The sequence below is a fragment of the Paenibacillus pasadenensis DSM 19293 genome (assembly GCF_000422485.1).
GTDB classification, from domain to species: Bacteria; Bacillota; Bacilli; order Paenibacillales; family Paenibacillaceae; genus Paenibacillus_O; species Paenibacillus_O pasadenensis.
The window spans coordinates 32,061-48,785 of the sequence record NZ_AULW01000060.1; the positions used below are offsets into that span (position 1 = coordinate 32,061).

Consider the following 16,725-nt stretch of genomic DNA (forward strand, 5'->3'; position numbering starts at 1 on the left):
TCGATGGACCGAAGGAGAGGAAGCGCCGTGGAAGCACTGGCTCTGGAACGCAAGGCAGAGCAAAACCGGGAATTGCGGGAGAGGCTGCTGCAGCTCAAGAAGGAGCGCAACGCGATCATTCTCGCCCACTATTACCAGCGGGACGAAATTCAGGAAGTGGCCGATTTCCGGGGGGATTCCTTTTTGCTCGCCCAAAAGGCCGCTGAGACGGATGCGGACACGATCGTATTCTGCGGCGTGCACTTCATGGGGGAGAGCGCCAAGATTCTCGCTCCGAACAAGACGGTCATCATTCCCGACGAGCGCGCCGGCTGCCCGATGGCCGACATGGTCAACGTCGACGGGCTCCGCAAACTGAAGGCCCAGCATCCGAACGCCAAGGTCGTCACGTACATCAACTCCTCGGCCGAAATCAAGGCGGAGACCGACATCTGCTGCACGTCGGCGAACGCCGTCAAGGTCGTCAACTCGGTCGAAGGCGACGAGATCATCTGGGTGCCGGACAAAAACCTCGGCCACTACGTCCAGCAGAAGACGGACAAAAAGATGATCATCTGGGAAGGCTACTGCAATACGCATGACATGCTGACTGTCAAGGACGTCGAGGAGATGAAGGCCAAATATCCGAACGCGGAGTTTGTCGTCCATCCCGAATGCCGTCCGGAAGTCGTCGCGCTCGGAGATTTTGTCGGCAGCACGACTGCGATCATCAAATACTGCAAGGAATCGCCGAACAAGGAATTCATCGTCGGCACCGAGGACGGCACCGGCTACCAGCTTCGCCTGGACAGCCCGGACAAGACGTTCCATTTCGCCACGAAGTATCTCGTCTGCCCGAACATGAAGGTCAACAACCTGAAGAAGCTCGTGCGCTGCCTGGAGAACATGTCTCCGCAGATCTACGTGCCGCCGCAGGTTGCCGACAAAGCCCGTCTGTCCCTGGAGCGCATGCTGCTGGTCAAGTAGCCATGCGCTACTCCCATGTTCGGAGGAGAACCGACCTATGATTCCTAGATATCTGGTGGAGCTCGACCTGGACGCCCTGCCTGTCGTCGAGAAGGACGTCATCGTCATCGGGGCCGGCATCGCCGGCCTTTTCACCGCCCTGCGGGCGAGCGAGCGCGGCTCGGTGCTCATGATCACCAAAAAATCGCTCCTCGACAGCAATACCCGCTACGCCCAGGGCGGCATCGCGGCCGTCATCTCCGACGAGGACAAGCCGGAGTTCCATCTTCAGGATACGCTCGTCGCCGGAGCCGGGCTATGCGACGAGGACGCCGTCGGGGTGCTCGTCCATGAAGGGCCGAAAGGCATCCGCACGCTCATCAACATGGGCACGCAGTTCGACCGCGAGAACGGCGAGTTCGCCCTGACCAAGGAAGGCGCGCACAGCCAGCGCCGCATCCTGCACGCCAACGGCGACGCGACCGGCTACGAGATCGTGCGCGCGCTGTCCGAGCGCGCGCTGGCGAACGAGGACATCGAGGTATGGGACGACCATTTCGCGATCGACCTCATCACGCGGGACGGCGAATGCTGCGGCGCGCTCGTGCAGAAGCCGGACGGAAGCCGGGTGTTCGTGCGCGGCAAGGCGACGATCCTTTGCACCGGCGGCACCGGGCAGATGTACCGCTATACGACCAATCCCGAGGTGGCGACCGGCGACGGCGTGGCGATGGCCTACCGGGCCGGCGCCTACATCCGGGACATGGAGTTCATCCAGTTCCACCCGACGACGCTCTGTTATCCGGGCGCGCCGCGCTTCCTCATCTCCGAGGCGGTGCGCGGCGAGGGAGCGGTGCTGCGCAACATCCACGGAGAGCGCTTCATGGAGCGGTACCACCCGCAGCTGGAGCTCGCGCCGCGCGACGTCGTCGCCAACGCGATCGTCAGCGAGCTGGAGCAGACCGGCGCGACATTTGTCTATCTCGACGTCACGCATGAATCCGAGGAGATGGTGCGCCATCGCTTCCCGACGATCTACGAGACCTGCCTGCAGTACGGGCTCGACCTGACGACGGACTGGATCCCGGTCGCTCCGGCCGCGCATTATACGATGGGCGGCGTACGCACCGATCTGAACGGGGAAACGAACATCCGCCGCCTGTTCGCCTGCGGCGAGGTGTCTTCGACCGGCGTGCACGGCGCGAACCGGCTGGCCAGCAACTCGCTGTCCGAGGCGATCGTGTTCGGCCGCCGCATCATCCACCGCATCCACGAGCTGCCTCCGCTGGAGGGCGAGGTTCGCGTGCGCGAGGAGCGCGCGGGCCATGACGCCGTGTCGCGGCAGGCCGTCGTCGAGAAGCGGCTCAAGCTGCAGAAGGTGATGGTCCGCTACATCGGCCTGCGCCGCAGCGCGGACAGTCTCGCCAAAGGACTGGGCGAGCTGAAGCGGCAGCTGCCGTTTTTCACGACGGAGATGACGAAGCGCGAAGATTTCGAGTTTGCCAATCTGCTGACGAACGCCTTGCTGACGGCGGAATCCGCCGCGGCGCGCGAGGAAAGCCGCGGCGCGCACTACCGCGTGGACTTCCCGCAGCGGGACGACGGGCGTTGGCGCAAGCATACGGTGCTGCATCGAGTGCAGGGCCAGACGGAGGAGAAGATCGATGATGCAGCGATCCGCTGAGCACGGACTCGGCTTGGAAGGATACGATACGGGACTGCGCGAGAGCATCCGCGCCTGGCTGGCCGAGGACATCGGCACCGGCGACATCACGACGCGCTCGACGATTCCGGCGGACAGCGTGATGAAGGCTGTCATCCACGTCAAGGAAGACGGCATCGTCGCCGGACTGCCGGTCGCGCAGGCGGTGTTCGGCGTCGTCGATCCGGAGCTCGTCTTCACCGCGCTCGTACGCGACGGCGATGCCGTAGCCAAGGGCACGGTCATCGCCGAGGTCTCGGGCCGCACGCACAGCATCCTGACGGGTGAGCGCCTGGCGCTCAACCTGATGCAGCGGCTGTCCGGCATCGCGACGAAGACGAGGCAGTTCATCGATGCGCTCGGCGGCCTTCCGACGCGCCTCGTCGACACGCGCAAGACGACGCCGGGCCATCGCCGCCTGGAGAAGTACGCGGTGCGCGTCGGGGGCGGCTCGAACCACCGGTTCGGCCTGTACGACGCCGTCATGATCAAGGACAACCATATCAAGGGAGCCGGAGGCATCGAGGCGGCCGTGGCGGCCGCGCGGGCGGCGATTCCCCATACGATGAAGATCGAGGTCGAGACCGAATCGCTGGGCGAGGTCGGCCAGGCGCTCGACAGCGGAGCGGACATCATCATGCTCGACAATATGGAGCCGGAGCTCATGCGCGAGGCGGTCGCCCTTATTCGCGGCCGCGCCCCTCATGTCATCGTCGAGGCGTCCGGCGGGGTCTCGCTGGAGACGGTGCGAGGCATCGCGGAGACGGGCGTGGACGTCATTTCCGTCGGCGGGCTCACCTACTCGTTCCGCTCGCTCGACATCAGCCTCGACCTCGGCGGCAAAAAAGGGAGGGCGTAAGCGGTGATCGTCGTCATTGACGTAGGCAACACGAACATCGTGCTCGGCATCTATCGCGGCAGCGAACTGCTCCATCACTGGCGGATGAGCACGAACCGCTCGGCGACGAGCGACGAATACGGAATGATGGTGTACAACCTGTTCCACTATGCGGGCATCTCGCTGGACGAGATCCGCGGCGTCGTCGTCTCGTCGGTCGTGCCGCCGCTCATGCGGACGCTCGAGCAGCTGTCCACGACCTATCTCAAGCATGCGCCGCTCGTCATCGGCCCCGGCATCAAGACCGGGCTGAACATCCGCTACGAGAATCCGCGCGAGGTCGGCGCCGACCGCATCGTCAATTCCGTCGCCGGCATAGAGAAGTACGGCGCCCCGCTCATCGTCGTCGACTTCGGTACGGCGACGACGTTCGACTACATCGACGAGAGCGGAGCGTACCTTGGCGGAGCGATCGTCCCCGGCATCGGCATCTCGACCGAGGCGCTGTACCAAAAGGCGGCGAAGCTGCCGCGCATCGAGCTCGTCAAGCCGCGCAGCGTCATCGGCCGCAATCCGGTCACCTCGATGCAGGCGGGCATCATTTTCGGCTATGCGGGCCAGGTCGACGGCATCGTGCGGCGCATCCGCAAGGAGTTCGACAACCATCCCCGCGTCGTCGCAACCGGCGGGCTCGCCGATCTGATCGCCGCGGAGTCGGAGACGATCGAGCGGGTCGACCATTTGCTGACGCTCGAGGGGCTGCGCCTCATCTACGAGCGCAATCAGGACTGACTTCATCCATCGACGCCCCTGTCCGGCTTGGACGGGGCGCCGATTCATTTTACCGGGACGAATCCGGACAGGAGGGATCGCATGAGCGACACGACGAAGGACTATCTGGTGCGCGGGACGGCGTGGGGCGGCAAGATCCGCGTCTTCGCCGCGCGCACGACGGAGCTTACGCGCGAGCTGCAGCGCCGCCACGGCACGCTTCCGACCGCATCGGCCGCGCTCGGCCGCACGGCGGCCATCGGCGCGATGATGGGCATCATGCTCAAAGGCGAGGAGAAGCTGACGCTGCAGGTCAAGGGCGACGGACCGATCGGCGCGATCGTCGTCGACGCCAACGCCCGCGGCGAAGTTCGCGGCTACGTCGACAACCCGCAGGCGCATCTGCCTCCGAACGCGCAGGGCAAGCTGGATGTCGCCGGCGTCGTCGGCACGACCGGCTATGTGCATGTGACCAAGGATCTCGGGCTCAAGGAGCCGTACCGCGGCAGCGTGCCGATCATCTCGGGGGAGCTCGGCGAGGATTTCACCTATTACTTCGCCTCCTCGGAGCAGACGCCCTCGGCGGTCGGCGTCGGCGTGCTCGTGGACGTGGACGGCAGCGTGCTGCATGCCGGCGGCTTCATCATCCAGCTGCTGCCGGGCCTCAGCGACGCGGAGATCACCCGTCTCGAGCATGCGCTCGGCCATCTGCCGCATGTGACGGCGCTGCTGGACCAGGGCGAGACGCCGGAAGAGATTTTGCGCTGGGTCGTCGGCGACGAGCTGACGGTGCATGAGACGCTGCCGGTCGGCTTTGCCTGCCCGTGCAGCGAGGAGCGCGTGGAGCAGACGCTCGTCAGCCTCGGCGAGGCCGAGCTGCGCCAGCTGATCGAGGAGGACGGCGAGGCGGAGGTTCAGTGTCATTTCTGCAATGAAGCGTATGTGTTCGATCGCACCAAGCTGGAGAGGCTGCTGCAGGAAGCGACTTCGGAAAGCGGGAAATAGAGGGAAGCGGAGCATGGGCAGAGACAAGGCGTTGAAAACGATCATCGGCCTTCAGGCGGCCTGCATGATCGTGCTGGCCGCGTTCGTGCTGGCGGGGCAGCTGCGCGGCGAGCCGGTCCTCGTGCCTGTCGGAGCGCAGGTCGGGGAGAACGGAGAGGACGGAGGCGACGGTACGGCCGCTGTCGTCGGCAGCGATGTGATCGCGGAGTCGGAGCTGGCGGCGCGGCTGCGCGATCAGTACGGGGAGAGCGTGCTGCAGACGATGATGATCCGCTCCGCGCTCGATCAGGAGAGCGCCAAGGCCGGCCTGGCCGTGACGGAAGCCGAGATCGAGGCGGAGCTGCAGGCGCAGATGGAAGGCTACGGCGACGAAGAGGGCTTCTACCGCGAGATGGAGAGCCAGTTCGGCCTGGACCGGGACGAGGTATATGAGGAAGCGATGTACCGCCTCCTGATGGAAAAGTGGATGACCCAAGGCATCGTCGTCAGCGACGCGCAGGTCGATGCGTATCTGCAGGAGCATGAAGCGGAGCTGCGGCCGGCTCCGCGCGCCCATCTGCGCTGGATCGTCAGCGCTTCCCGCGCGGAAGCCGAGGCGCTGCTCGGCCGGCTGGAGGCCGGCGAGGATTTCGCCGAGCTGGCCCGCCGGCACTCGCTCGACGAAGCGACGGCGGAGCTCGGCGGCGATCTCGGCGTCGTCGAGGAAGGCGACCCGTTCCTCGATCCGGGCGCGGCGGCCGCGGCGGCGGAGCTGGCGGAGGGCGAGCTCGGCGGGCCGGCGGAGGTAGAGGGCGGATTCGCCCTCGTGCAGCTGCTGGAGCGCGAGTCGCCGCCGGCGCTGGACGAGCAGGTGCTGCGCTCCAAGGTGCGGCGCCTCATCGCTCTCGACGAGGCGGGCTCGCTGAAGGAAGGCGAGCAGCGGCTGCTGCGTCAATACGGCGCTCGGACGGGCGCCGACGCCTCCCCGCAGCCGGCCCCATCGGCCAGCGGATAGCGGTTTTGCGTTAGACTTTGACATTGGCCAAAGGTCTCTTCATCGCAGGCTTGACAAGGGCCGAAAGGCCTTGTTAAGATAGAAACAGCTAATAACCTACTATTTTAGTCGGAATATAGATGAGGAGGCAGTTGGACGATGGCCAGAATTGTGCAGAATGTGACCGAACTGATCGGAGATACTCCGCTTGTCCGCTTGAACCGCTTGGTGCCGGAAGGCAGCGCGGAAGTATATGTGAAGCTTGAGTATCAGAATCCGGGATCCAGCGTCAAGGACCGCATCGCAATCAGCATGATCAACGTCGCCGAGGAGCAAGGCCTGATCAAGCCGGGCGTCTCGACGATCGTCGAGCCGACGAGCGGCAACACGGGCATCGGCCTGGCCATGGTCGCAGCGGCCAAGGGCTATCGTGCCGTCCTCGTCATGCCGGAGACGATGAGCCTTGAGCGGCGCAACCTGCTGCGCGCCTATGGCGCGGAGCTCGTGCTGACGCCGGGAGCCGAGGGCATGAACGGCGCGGTCAAGAAGGCCGAGCAGCTCGCGGCCGAGAACGAAGACTACTTCCTGCCGCAGCAGTTCAAAAACCCGGCGAACGTCAAAATTCACCGCGAGACGACAGGACCTGAGATCGTGGAAGCGATCAACTCGCTGGACGGCAAGCTCGATGCGTTCGTCGCCGGCATCGGCACGGGCGGCACGATCAGCGGCACCGGCGAAGTGCTCCGCCAGAGCTTCCCGGACATCAAGATCGTCGCGGTCGAGCCTTCGGCATCTCCGCTGCTGTCGGGCGGCAAGCCGGGCGGCCACAAGATCCAGGGCATCGGCGCCAACTTCATCCCGGATATCCTGAACCGCGACATCTACGACGAAGTCATCACCGTCGAAAATGAAGAAGCGTTCGACTACGCTCGCCGCGCCGCCAAGGAAGAGGGCCTGCTCGTCGGCATCAGCTCCGGCGCCGCCATCTCCGCCGCGCTGCAGGTCGCAGCCAAGCTCGGACCGGGCAAGCGCGTCATCGCGGTCGTTCCTTCCAACGGCGAGCGCTACCTGAGCACCGCGCTGTTCAACTTCGAGAACTAATCCTTCATTTCCGGCCGCCGGCCTTTCCTTCGGGAGGGGACCGGCGGTTTTTTCATTGAAAAGAAGACGTCCTGCAGACAAGCCATTTCGCTGCGCAAGCCGAGCCTTTCTCCGATCCTTCTGGAAGCCAGCCCATAGGCAATAGTTGAAACCGAAGAGCGAAGCGGACGGGGGCTCGTGGAGAAGCGGCAGCGGTTCCCTTGGAGGCCGGATTCCTTCCTTTCTGGGAGAATACATTCACAGGAATCTGGGCTCCAGGGAGATCGGAACGAGTTCCCGTCCGCGAAGCGGGAATCGGTTGCGTTCTACTCTTGATTTTGCACCGACGACACGATACGATCAGGCGATAGACAGAGAGCGAGCACGGAAGGCGAGGTAGGCGCAACGAATGAAGGGGAACATCTGCATCTCATGGGAGCAGTGGCAGGAATGGCTGCGAGACGGAACGAGCTACGCGTCGCTGCCGGTGCTGGCGCGAATGGACCTGCCGTACGGAGAAGCGCTGCCGGCTTCATGGGAGGCGGCATGGCACGAGCAGGAGCCGTATTCGATCCTGCTCGAAAGCGGCAAGACGGGCCGCTATACGTATCTGGGCCGGCAACCGGCGGCCGTGCTGCGGGCCAAGGGCGGCGAGGCGCAGGTATGGACGCGCAGCGCTGCCGGCGGCTACGAGCCGTCGCAGGCCATCGCCGCCGATCCGCTCGAGGCGGTGCGCCGCTGGATGGACGGGCGCAAGGCGCCGCGCCTGCCGGGCGGTCCGAAGTTCGCAGGCGGCATCGCCGGCTACTGGAGCTACGACGTGGCGCGCGCCATCGAGCGGCTGCCGGAGCTGGCGGCCGATGACCTGGAGCTGCCCGAGGCGCTGTTCCTGCAGCTGGACGAGCTGTGGATCCATGACCGCGAGCGGCGCTGCGTTTATGCCGCCGTGCAGGCTCCCCTGGCCGCCCTGGCGGGCGAAGGCTCGGAGGCCGCCGCCGGCGAGGCGGCCCTCAGATTAGCCTACGACGCGGCTGCCGCCCGCGCGCTCGAGTTGCTGGAGCAATGGGCCGCCTGGGCTTCGTCGCCGGCTTCGCTGCATCATGCCGGCTCCCGCCGGGAGCTGCTGGAGCGGACGGAAGCGGGCGCCGAGCTTCCTTTCCCGGACGTTCCCGCGGATGCGACCAGTCCTTTTCCCCGCGAGCGGTACAAGGACGCCGTGCGCGCCATCCAGCGCTACATCGCGGCAGGCGACGTGTTCCAGGTGAACCTTTCGCTGCGGCAGCAAAAAGCCATGGAAGCCTCGCCGGAGGAGCTGTACGAATGGCTGCGCCTCATCAATCCGTCGCCGTACATGGGCCTGCTGCGGACGCCGGAATTCCAGCTCGTCTCCGCTTCGCCGGAACTGCTCGTCGAGCTCGCGGACGGGAAGCTGTACACGCGGCCGATCGCCGGCACCCGCCGCCGCGGCCGCACGCCGGAGGAGGACGCCGAGCTGGAGCTCGAGCTGCGCACGAACGAAAAGGAGACGGCCGAGCATATCATGCTGGTCGACCTGGAGCGCAACGATCTCGGCCGGGTGTCCCGCTACGGCACCGTGCGCGTCGAGGAGCTGATGGTCGTGGAGCGCTACTCGCATGTGATGCATCTCGTCTCGCAGGTGAACGGGGAGCTCATGCCGGGCCGGGACGCGTTTGACGTCATGCGCGCCGTCTTCCCCGGGGGCACGATTACCGGAGCGCCCAAAATCCGCACGATGGAGATCATCGAGGAGCTCGAGCCGGTGCGCCGGGGGCCGTATACGGGCTCGATGGGCTGGATTGACTATAGCGGGGATATGGAATTTAATATTATTATCCGCACGATGGCGGTCAAGGACCGCGTCGCGCACATCCAGGCGGGCGCCGGCATCGTGATCGATTCCGATCCCGAGCGGGAATACCGCGAATCGATCAGCAAGGCAAGGGCGCTCTGGCGCGCCTTCCACTACGCCGGGCTGCACGGCTCGGCATCAATCGACAGGGGGATGGACGCATGATCCTGGTCATCGACAACTACGACTCCTTTACGTACAATCTGGTGCAGTATCTGGGAGAGCTCAAGCAAGACATCCTCGTCAAGCGCAACGACGAGATCACGCTGGACGAGATCGCCCAGCTCGCTCCGGACCACATCCTCATCTCTCCGGGGCCGTGCTCTCCCAACGAGGCGGGCATCAGCCTCGCGCTGATCGAGCGCTTCAAGGGCGAGATTCCGATCCTCGGCGTCTGCCTCGGCCATCAGGCGATCGGACAGGCGTTCGGCGGCGAGGTCGTGCGCGCGGAGCGGCTCATGCACGGCAAGACCTCTCCGATCCACCATACGGGCCGGGGCGTGTTCCAAGGCCTGCCGTCCCCGTTCACGGCGACCCGCTACCACTCCCTCATCGTGCGCCGCGAGACGCTGCCGGACGAGCTGGAGATTACGGCCGAGACGGCCGAGGGAGAGATCATGGGGCTGCGCCACAAGCGCTACCCGGTGGAGGGCGTGCAGTTCCATCCCGAGTCGATCATCACCGAGAACGGCCTCTCCATGCTGCGCAGCTTCCTGGCGGAAAAGGCCCCGGCTTCGAAATGAAGATCGCCTATAACGGAGCCGTGGTGAGCGCCGGAGATGCCCGCATCTCGGCATTCGACCACGGCTTTTTGTATGGCATGGGCCTGTTCGAGACGTTCCGCACCTACGGCGGCAGGCCGTATTTGCTGGAGCGGCATCTGCGGCGGCTCGCCGAAGGCTGCCGGGAGCTGCGCATCCGGTACGAGCCGGACGCGGAGCGGCTGGAGGCGCTGATCCGCCGGACGGCGGAGGCGAACGGGCTGCCAGGCGACGCGTACGTGCGGCTGACCGTCTCCGCCGGAGACGGCGGCCTAGGCCTGCCGGCGGGAGATTACGAGGAGCCGCAGGAGCTCGTCATGGTCAAGCCGCTGCCGGCGGCGGCTCCCGGCTTGTACGAGCGGGGCCGGGAGCTGCGCCTGCTGCGGACTCCGCGCAATACGCCGGAGCTCGCCACGCGGCTGAAGTCGCTTCATTATATGAATTGCATCGCCGCCAAGCGGGAGCTGGCGGATACGGATGCGGCTCCGGGAGCCGAGGGCCTGATGCTGACCGCGGACGGCCGGCTCGCGGAAGGAATCGTCAGCAATCTGTTTTTTGTCGCAGACGGCGAAGTCCGCACGCCATCGCTCGACACGGGCATCCTGCCCGGCATCACGCGGGAGCGGGTGCTCGAGCTGGCGCAAGCCGCCGGTCATCCCGTCCGCGAGGGACGCTGGAGCTGGGAGGCGCTGCTGGAAGCCGACGAGGTGTGGACGACGAACTCGGTGCAGGAGCTCGTGCCGGTCACGACGCTGGCCGGATTGGACGGAGAGCCCGCACATCCGCGCGCCGGCCGCGCTGCCGGTCCGGTCGTCCGCGAGCTGCTGGCGCAGTATCGGGAGGACGCCGGCTCGCGGCCTTCTGCGGACACCTGAAAGAGCTGCAAATGAAGCCGCCGTCGGCGGCGAGGAGGCAAGCCTATGTATAGAAGACAACCGGAGCATGCCGTTCCCGAACGGAGCTACGAATGGGCGGACGGGACGAAGCTTGCCGTCGGGAGGCGGACGCTCGTCATGGGCATCCTCAACGCGACGCCGGATTCGTTCTCGGACGGCGGCCGGCATCACGAGGGAGACGCGGCGCTGGAGCATGCCCGGCTCATGGCGGAGCAGGGCGCGGACCTGATCGACGTAGGCGGCGAGTCGACGCGGCCGGGCTTCACGCCGGTGCCGCTCGAGGAGGAGATCCGCCGCGTCGTGCCGCTCATCCGGCGCCTGCGGACGGAGCTGCCGGAGCTGCCCCTCTCGATCGATACGTACAAGCCGGCGACGGCGCGCGCCGCGCTCGAGGCCGGCGCCCATATCATCAACGACATCTGGGGGCTGCGCGACGATCCCGAAATGGCGCGGGTGGCGGCCGAGTTCGGCTGTCCGGTCATCCTCAGCCACAACCGCGCGGCGCGCGACTACCGCGACCTGGTGCCGGACGTCATCGCCGATCTGCAGCGCAGCGTGGAGATCGCGCTGGCCGCAGGCGTGCGGGAGCGGGACATCTGGCTCGATCCGGGCATCGGCTTCGCCAAGACGCATGAAGACAACCTCGAGCTTATGGGCCGGCTGTCGGAGCTGTCGGAGCTCGGCTATCCGGTGCTGCTCGGCACGTCGCGCAAGCGGTTCATCCGCGATACGCTCGGCCTGCCTGTGGACGAGCTTGCCGAAGGCACGGCGGCGACGGTCGCGCTCGGCATCGCCCAAGGCTGCCAGATCGTGCGCGTGCATGATGTCGGCGCGATCAAGCGCACGGCCGCAATGATGGACGCCATGGTCTACGAAAGGATGGGACGGTAATCGAATGGATACAATGACACTTACTGGCATGCGCTTCTACGGCTATCACGGCGTTTTCCCGGAGGAGAACAAGCTCGGCCAGCAGTTCCGCGTCGATCTCAGCCTCAAGCTGGACCTGGAAATGGCCGCCCGCACCGACGAGCTGGAGCACTCCATCAACTACGCCGAGCTGCATGCGCGGACCAAGCAGATCGTGGAAGGGCCGCCGTTCAAGCTGATCGAGGCGCTGGCCGGGCGTATTGCAACGGTGCTGCTGGACACTTATACTGGCATTAACGAATTGACCGTTCGCGTCACCAAGCCTAATCCTCCGTTCGAGATCTTCTTCGACGGAGTCGTCGTCGAACTGGTCCGAAAGCGGGATGAGCATGGACAAATCGTTCCCGCCTAGCGGGCCGGCCGCCGAAGCTCCGCGCGCAGCGGCTTGCTCCGCCTACATCGCGCTCGGCTCCAATCTCGGAGACCGCAGCGGGATGCTGGCGCGCGCGCTGCAGCTGCTCGACGCCTCGGACGGCATTTCCGTCGCCGACGTTTCCTGCGCCTACGAGACCGACCCGGTCGGATATGCCGATCAGCCGGCGTTTCTCAACATGGCGGCCCGCCTGTCGACGACGCTCGATCCGCTGGCGCTGCTGCGGCGGATGCTGGAGCTGGAGCTGGCGCTCGGACGGGTGCGGGAGTTCCGCAACGGCCCGCGCGTCATCGACCTCGACCTGCTGCTGCACGCCGATGCCCGCATCGATACGCCGGAGCTCGAGCTGCCCCATCCGCGGATGCTGGAGCGGGCGTTCGTGATGACGCCGCTGGCGGACGTGCTGGAGAAGGATCATCCCCTTCTGGAACGGGCCGAGGCGATGGCCGAGGCGGCATTACGGGAAGGAAAGGAAGGCATTGCCCGATGGAACACGATCAACTGGCGCAGCGGGTCCGCGCCTTCCGGAAGCTGAAAGGCTACACGCAGCAGGAGCTCGCCGACAAGCTGGACGTCTCGGTCGCCGTGCTCGGCTCGCTCGAGCGCGGCACGCGCAGGCCGGAGCCGAAGCTGCTGGCGCGCATCGCCGACACGCTCGGCATCGATTATGAAGAGTTGACGGCCGCGGCCAGCGGCGGTCTGCGATAGAAAAGAGGTAGGCAACATGCTTAAGATAGGCGATATCCAAATGAAGAACAATGTCGTGCTCGCGCCGATGGCCGGCGTCTGCAATCCGGCGTTCCGCCTGATCGCCAAGGAGTTCGGAACCGGGCTCGTCTGCGCGGAGATGGTGAGCGACAAGGCGATCGTGCACGGCAACAAGCGCACGCGCGAGATGCTGTTCGTGGATGAGCGCGAAAAGCCGCTCAGCCTGCAGATTTTCGGAGGCGACCGCGACTCGCTCGTGCAAGCGGCCAAAGTCGTCGACAAGGAGACCAACGCCGACATCATCGACATCAACATGGGCTGCCCGGTCCCTAAAGTGACCAAATGCGACGCCGGCGCGCGCTGGCTGCTCGATCCGAACAAGATCTACGACATGGTCAGCGCCGTCGTCGACGCCGTCCAGAAGCCGGTCACGGTCAAGATGCGCATCGGCTGGGACAGCGAGCATATCTTCGTCGTGGACAACGCGCTCGCAGTCGAGCGTGCAGGCGGCAAGGCGGTCAGCGTCCACGGCCGGACGCGCGAGCAGCTCTACACCGGACATGCGGACTGGAGCTATATCCGCCAGGTCAAGGAAGCGGTCGGCATCCCGGTCATCGGCAACGGCGACGTGAACTCGCCGGAGGATGCCAAGCGCATGATCGCCGAGACCGGCTGCGACGGCGTCATGATCGGACGCGCGGCGCTCGGCAACCCGTGGATGCTGTATCGTACGATCCATTACCTCACGCATGACGAGCTGCTTCCAGAGCCCAACGCCCAGGAGAAGATGGAGATCGCCATTCTTCATATGGACAGGCTCATTGCGCTCAAGGGCGAAGCGGTCGCCGTCCGCGAGATGCGCAAGCATCTGGCCTGGTACCTCAAGGGTCTCAAGGGCGCGGCCCGCATCAAGGACCACATCATGGAAGAAACGAGCCGGGACGTCATGGTCCGGATTCTCGAGAGCTATATCGAATCTCTCCGTCAGGAAGAAGCGTCGGCGGCGGTCTAGCGCCGCCGCTTCGGACTCGGAGTCCGTTCCGGCATCCGCCAGTCCTCCGAGCTTCAGAGGCGCCACGGGTGCTTTTTGCTTGGACAGGCGCAGGGCAAGGACGCCATGCGCTCGCATTGACACGCCGGGAGCAATTGCATATAATCTTGCAATATAATCCTGCACCGACTGTTCTTGGGGCCGTCCGGCGCGCGTTTGCGGCCCGGCTACCTCTTTCATGATCTGCGTGATCCATCAGCAGGGTGCCAAGCAAATACGCCACGACAGGAGAATCGGCAATGAGCGACAAAGAAGTGATTCTGACTCAGGACGGACTCAAGAGGCTTGAAGAGGAACTGGAGAATCTCAAATCGGTCAAACGCCGTGAAGTGGCCGAGCGGATCAAAGTCGCGATTGGATATGGCGATATCAGCGAGAACTCCGAGTATGAAGATGCCAAAAACGAGCAAGCTTTCATTGAAGGCCGCATTATTACGCTGGAAAAGATGCTTCGCAACGCGCGCATCATCAACAATGAGGATATCGGCGTCGACACGGTGAGCGTCGGCTCGATCGTGACGGTCGAGGACCTGGAGCTCGGCGACACGATGGAGTACACGATCGTCGGCACGGCCGAGTCCGATCCGCTTCAGAACAAGATCTCCAACGAGAGCCCGCTCGGCAGGGCGATTCTCGGCAAGAAGAAGGGTACGACCGTGGAAGTAAGCGTTCCTGCTGGCGCCATTCAGTACCGTATCGTAGACATCAAGAAATAAGCGGCTCCTACAACCGATCGGCAAGCACAAGCTTCCTAAATGTTAGGGAGCTTTTTTATGGATAAGGGCAACGACAAGGAGATGAATGGAATTGAATCAGGAAAACGGCACGGTGGAAACACAGGAGCAGGACCTCAGCGAGCTGCTGCGCATTCGGCGCGCGAAGCTCGACGAGCTGCGCGATCTGGGGGTCGATCCGTTCGGCGCGAAGTTCGAGCGCAGCGCGACCGCGGGCGGAATCGCCTCCGCCTACGGCGATCTGAGCAAGGAGGAGCTGGAGGAGAAGGCGATTCAGGTGAGCTTGGCGGGCCGCATCATGCAGAAGCGCGGCATGGGCAAGGCGGCATTTGCCCATATCCAGGACTTGACCGGACGCATCCAGATCTACGTGCGCCAGGATACGGTCGAGGCGACTCAGTACCAGGCGTTCGACCTGCTCGACATCGGCGACATCGTGGGCGTCAGCGGCACCGTGTTCAAGACCAAGACGGGCGAGATTACCGTCAAGGCCGCGGAAGTGACCGTGCTCAGCAAGTCGCTGCTTCCTCTGCCGGACAAGTTCCACGGCCTCAAGGACGTGGAGCAGCGCTATCGCCAGCGCTATGTCGACCTGATTACGAATCCGGACGTCCAGCAGACGTTCATCCAGCGCTCCCGCATCATCCAGTCGATGCGCCGCTATCTCGACTCGCTCGGCTATCTGGAGGTGGAGACGCCGACGCTCCACGCCATCGCAGGCGGCGCGGCGGCCCGTCCGTTCATCACGCATCACAACGCGCTCGACATGCAGCTTTACATGCGGATCGCGATCGAGCTGCATCTGAAGCGCCTCATCGTCGGCGGACTGGAGAAGGTCTACGAGATCGGCCGCGTCTACCGCAATGAAGGCATGAGCACGCGCCATAACCCGGAGTTCACGATGATCGAGCTGTACGAGGCCTATGCCGACTACAAGGACATCATGTCGCTGACCGAGAATCTGATCGCCCATATCGCCCAAGAGGTGCACGGCAAGACCGTCATCGAATACCAGGGCCAGCAGGTCGATCTGACCGTGCCTTGGCGCCGCGTCTCGATGATGGAGCTCATCAAGGATGCGACCGGCGTCGACTTCACCGAGCAGCTCTCTCTGGAGGACGCCCAGCGTCTGGCCAAGGAGCATAAGGTCGCGATCGAGCCGCATATGACGTACGGGCATATCGTCAATGCCTTCTTCGAGCAGTTCGTGGAGCATACGCTCGTCCAGCCGACCTTCGTCACGGGCCATCCGGTCGACATCTCGCCGCTGGCCAAGAAGAACGACCAGGATCCGCGCTTCACCGATCGGTTCGAGCTGTTCATCGTCTCGCGCGAGCACGCCAATGCGTTCACGGAGCTCAACGATCCGATCGACCAGCGCCAGCGGTTCGAGGCGCAGCTCGTCGAAAAGGAAGCCGGCAACGACGAAGCGCATGAGATGGACGATGACTTCATCCGCGCGCTGGAGTACGGCATGCCGCCGACTGGCGGCCTGGGCATCGGCATCGACCGGCTCGTCATGCTGCTGACCGATTCCCCGTCGATCCGCGATGTGCTGCTGTTCCCTCATATGAGAAACGAATAAAGAAACGGGCGTGCCGCCTGATGCGGCGCGCCTTTTTCGTTCTTAAAAAGAATTTCAAAAAACACTTGCATCTCTATGGGCGGGCGTGATATATTATCTAAGTCGCCGCTGAGAGGCACGACGAACTAAAGCAATAAAGCATGATTTGTTCTTTGAAAACTGAACAACGAGTGAAGCAAGTCAACGTTCGAAGCTTTTCTCATCCTTGGATGCGAAAACTTCATAATGAGTCATCGAACTACCTTTATGGAGAGTTTGATCCTGGCTCAGGACGAACGCTGGCGGCGTGCCTAATACATGCAAGTCGAGCGGACCTCATCCTTCGGGACAAGGTTAGCGGCGGACGGGGGAGTAACACGTAGGCAACCTGCCCTCGAGACTGGGATAACCTCCGGAAACGGATGCTAATACCAGATACGCGGTCTTCCCACCTGGGGAGATCGGGAAAGACGGAGCAATCTGTTACTCGGGGATGGGCCTGCGGCGCATTAGCTAGTTGGTGA

At 64.2% G+C, this 16,725-nt stretch carries 17 protein-coding genes and 1 rRNA gene; all 18 read left to right on the top strand.

Features of this window, described 5'->3' with window-relative positions; all coding sequences use genetic code 11:
- The first annotated feature begins 27 nt into the window (after window positions 1-27).
- A complete protein-coding gene (gene nadA / locus H582_RS0109095) occupies window positions 28-966 on the top strand; it encodes a quinolinate synthase NadA (protein ID WP_028598302.1) in 939 nt (312 codons plus the stop codon).
- 37 nt (window positions 967-1,003) lie between these two features.
- Window positions 1,004-2,629, top strand: coding sequence for an L-aspartate oxidase (nadB, locus tag H582_RS0109100; protein ID WP_028598303.1), 1,626 nt, complete (start codon window positions 1,004-1,006; stop codon window positions 2,627-2,629).
- Complete coding sequence (nadC, locus tag H582_RS0109105; protein WP_240478984.1) at window positions 2,610-3,506, top strand: carboxylating nicotinate-nucleotide diphosphorylase; 897 nt, start codon at window positions 2,610-2,612, stop codon at window positions 3,504-3,506. Before nadB ends, nadC begins: the two co-directional genes overlap by 20 nt.
- Before the next feature lie 3 nt (window positions 3,507-3,509).
- Window positions 3,510-4,277 (top strand): type III pantothenate kinase, encoded by a 768-nt coding sequence (locus tag H582_RS0109110; RefSeq protein ID WP_028598305.1) that lies wholly within the window; start codon window positions 3,510-3,512, stop codon window positions 4,275-4,277.
- An 81-nt stretch (window positions 4,278-4,358) separates the two neighbouring features.
- Window positions 4,359-5,261 (top strand): Hsp33 family molecular chaperone HslO, encoded by a 903-nt coding sequence (hslO, locus tag H582_RS0109115; protein ID WP_028598306.1) that lies wholly within the window; start codon window positions 4,359-4,361, stop codon window positions 5,259-5,261.
- 13 nt (window positions 5,262-5,274) lie between these two features.
- Window positions 5,275-6,255, top strand: coding sequence for a peptidylprolyl isomerase (locus tag H582_RS26720; protein WP_052333095.1), 981 nt, complete (start codon window positions 5,275-5,277; stop codon window positions 6,253-6,255).
- A 138-nt stretch (window positions 6,256-6,393) separates the two neighbouring features.
- Window positions 6,394-7,335 carry a cysteine synthase A gene (gene cysK, locus H582_RS0109125; RefSeq protein WP_028598307.1) on the top strand — a complete coding sequence of 314 codons (942 nt, stop codon included), beginning with the start codon at window positions 6,394-6,396 and terminating at the stop codon, window positions 7,333-7,335.
- 388 nt (window positions 7,336-7,723) lie between these two features.
- The gene (locus H582_RS26725; protein ID WP_043111136.1) at window positions 7,724-9,349 is read left to right on the top strand and encodes an anthranilate synthase component I family protein; all 1,626 of its coding nucleotides are present in this window, start codon (window positions 7,724-7,726) and stop codon (window positions 9,347-9,349) included.
- On the top strand, window positions 9,346-9,927 hold the full coding sequence (pabA, locus tag H582_RS0109135; RefSeq protein ID WP_028598308.1) for an aminodeoxychorismate/anthranilate synthase component II: 582 nt from the start codon (window positions 9,346-9,348) through the stop codon (window positions 9,925-9,927). The genes H582_RS26725 and pabA overlap by 4 nt, the downstream gene beginning before the upstream one ends.
- On the top strand, window positions 9,924-10,820 hold the full coding sequence (locus H582_RS0109140) for an aminotransferase class IV (protein WP_028598309.1): 897 nt from the start codon (window positions 9,924-9,926) through the stop codon (window positions 10,818-10,820). The genes pabA and H582_RS0109140 overlap by 4 nt, the downstream gene beginning before the upstream one ends.
- Before the next feature lie 45 nt (window positions 10,821-10,865).
- Entirely contained in the window at window positions 10,866-11,732 is an 867-nt protein-coding gene (gene folP, locus H582_RS0109145; RefSeq protein WP_028598310.1) for a dihydropteroate synthase, read from the top strand.
- Window positions 11,733-11,736: 4 nt separating this feature from the next.
- Window positions 11,737-12,123 carry a dihydroneopterin aldolase gene (gene folB, locus H582_RS0109150; protein WP_028598311.1) on the top strand — a complete coding sequence of 129 codons (387 nt, stop codon included), beginning with the start codon at window positions 11,737-11,739 and terminating at the stop codon, window positions 12,121-12,123.
- Window positions 12,101-12,679: a 2-amino-4-hydroxy-6-hydroxymethyldihydropteridine diphosphokinase gene (gene folK, locus H582_RS0109155; RefSeq protein ID WP_028598312.1), complete on the top strand. Its 579-nt coding sequence runs from the start codon at window positions 12,101-12,103 to the stop codon at window positions 12,677-12,679. Before folB ends, folK begins: the two co-directional genes overlap by 23 nt.
- On the top strand, window positions 12,631-12,852 hold the full coding sequence (locus H582_RS0109160) for a helix-turn-helix domain-containing protein (protein ID WP_028598313.1): 222 nt from the start codon (window positions 12,631-12,633) through the stop codon (window positions 12,850-12,852). Before folK ends, H582_RS0109160 begins: the two co-directional genes overlap by 49 nt.
- A 16-nt stretch (window positions 12,853-12,868) precedes the next feature.
- Window positions 12,869-13,864: a tRNA dihydrouridine synthase DusB gene (dusB, locus tag H582_RS0109165; protein WP_028598314.1), complete on the top strand. Its 996-nt coding sequence runs from the start codon at window positions 12,869-12,871 to the stop codon at window positions 13,862-13,864.
- A gap of 278 nt (window positions 13,865-14,142) precedes the next feature.
- Complete coding sequence (gene greA, locus H582_RS0109170) at window positions 14,143-14,619, top strand: transcription elongation factor GreA (RefSeq protein ID WP_028598315.1); 477 nt, start codon at window positions 14,143-14,145, stop codon at window positions 14,617-14,619.
- Window positions 14,620-14,710: 91 nt separating this feature from the next.
- On the top strand, window positions 14,711-16,222 hold the full coding sequence (gene lysS / locus H582_RS0109175) for a lysine--tRNA ligase (RefSeq protein ID WP_028598316.1): 1,512 nt from the start codon (window positions 14,711-14,713) through the stop codon (window positions 16,220-16,222).
- 243 nt (window positions 16,223-16,465) lie between these two features.
- Window positions 16,466-16,725 (top strand): 16S ribosomal RNA (locus H582_RS0109180); the annotation flags it as partial.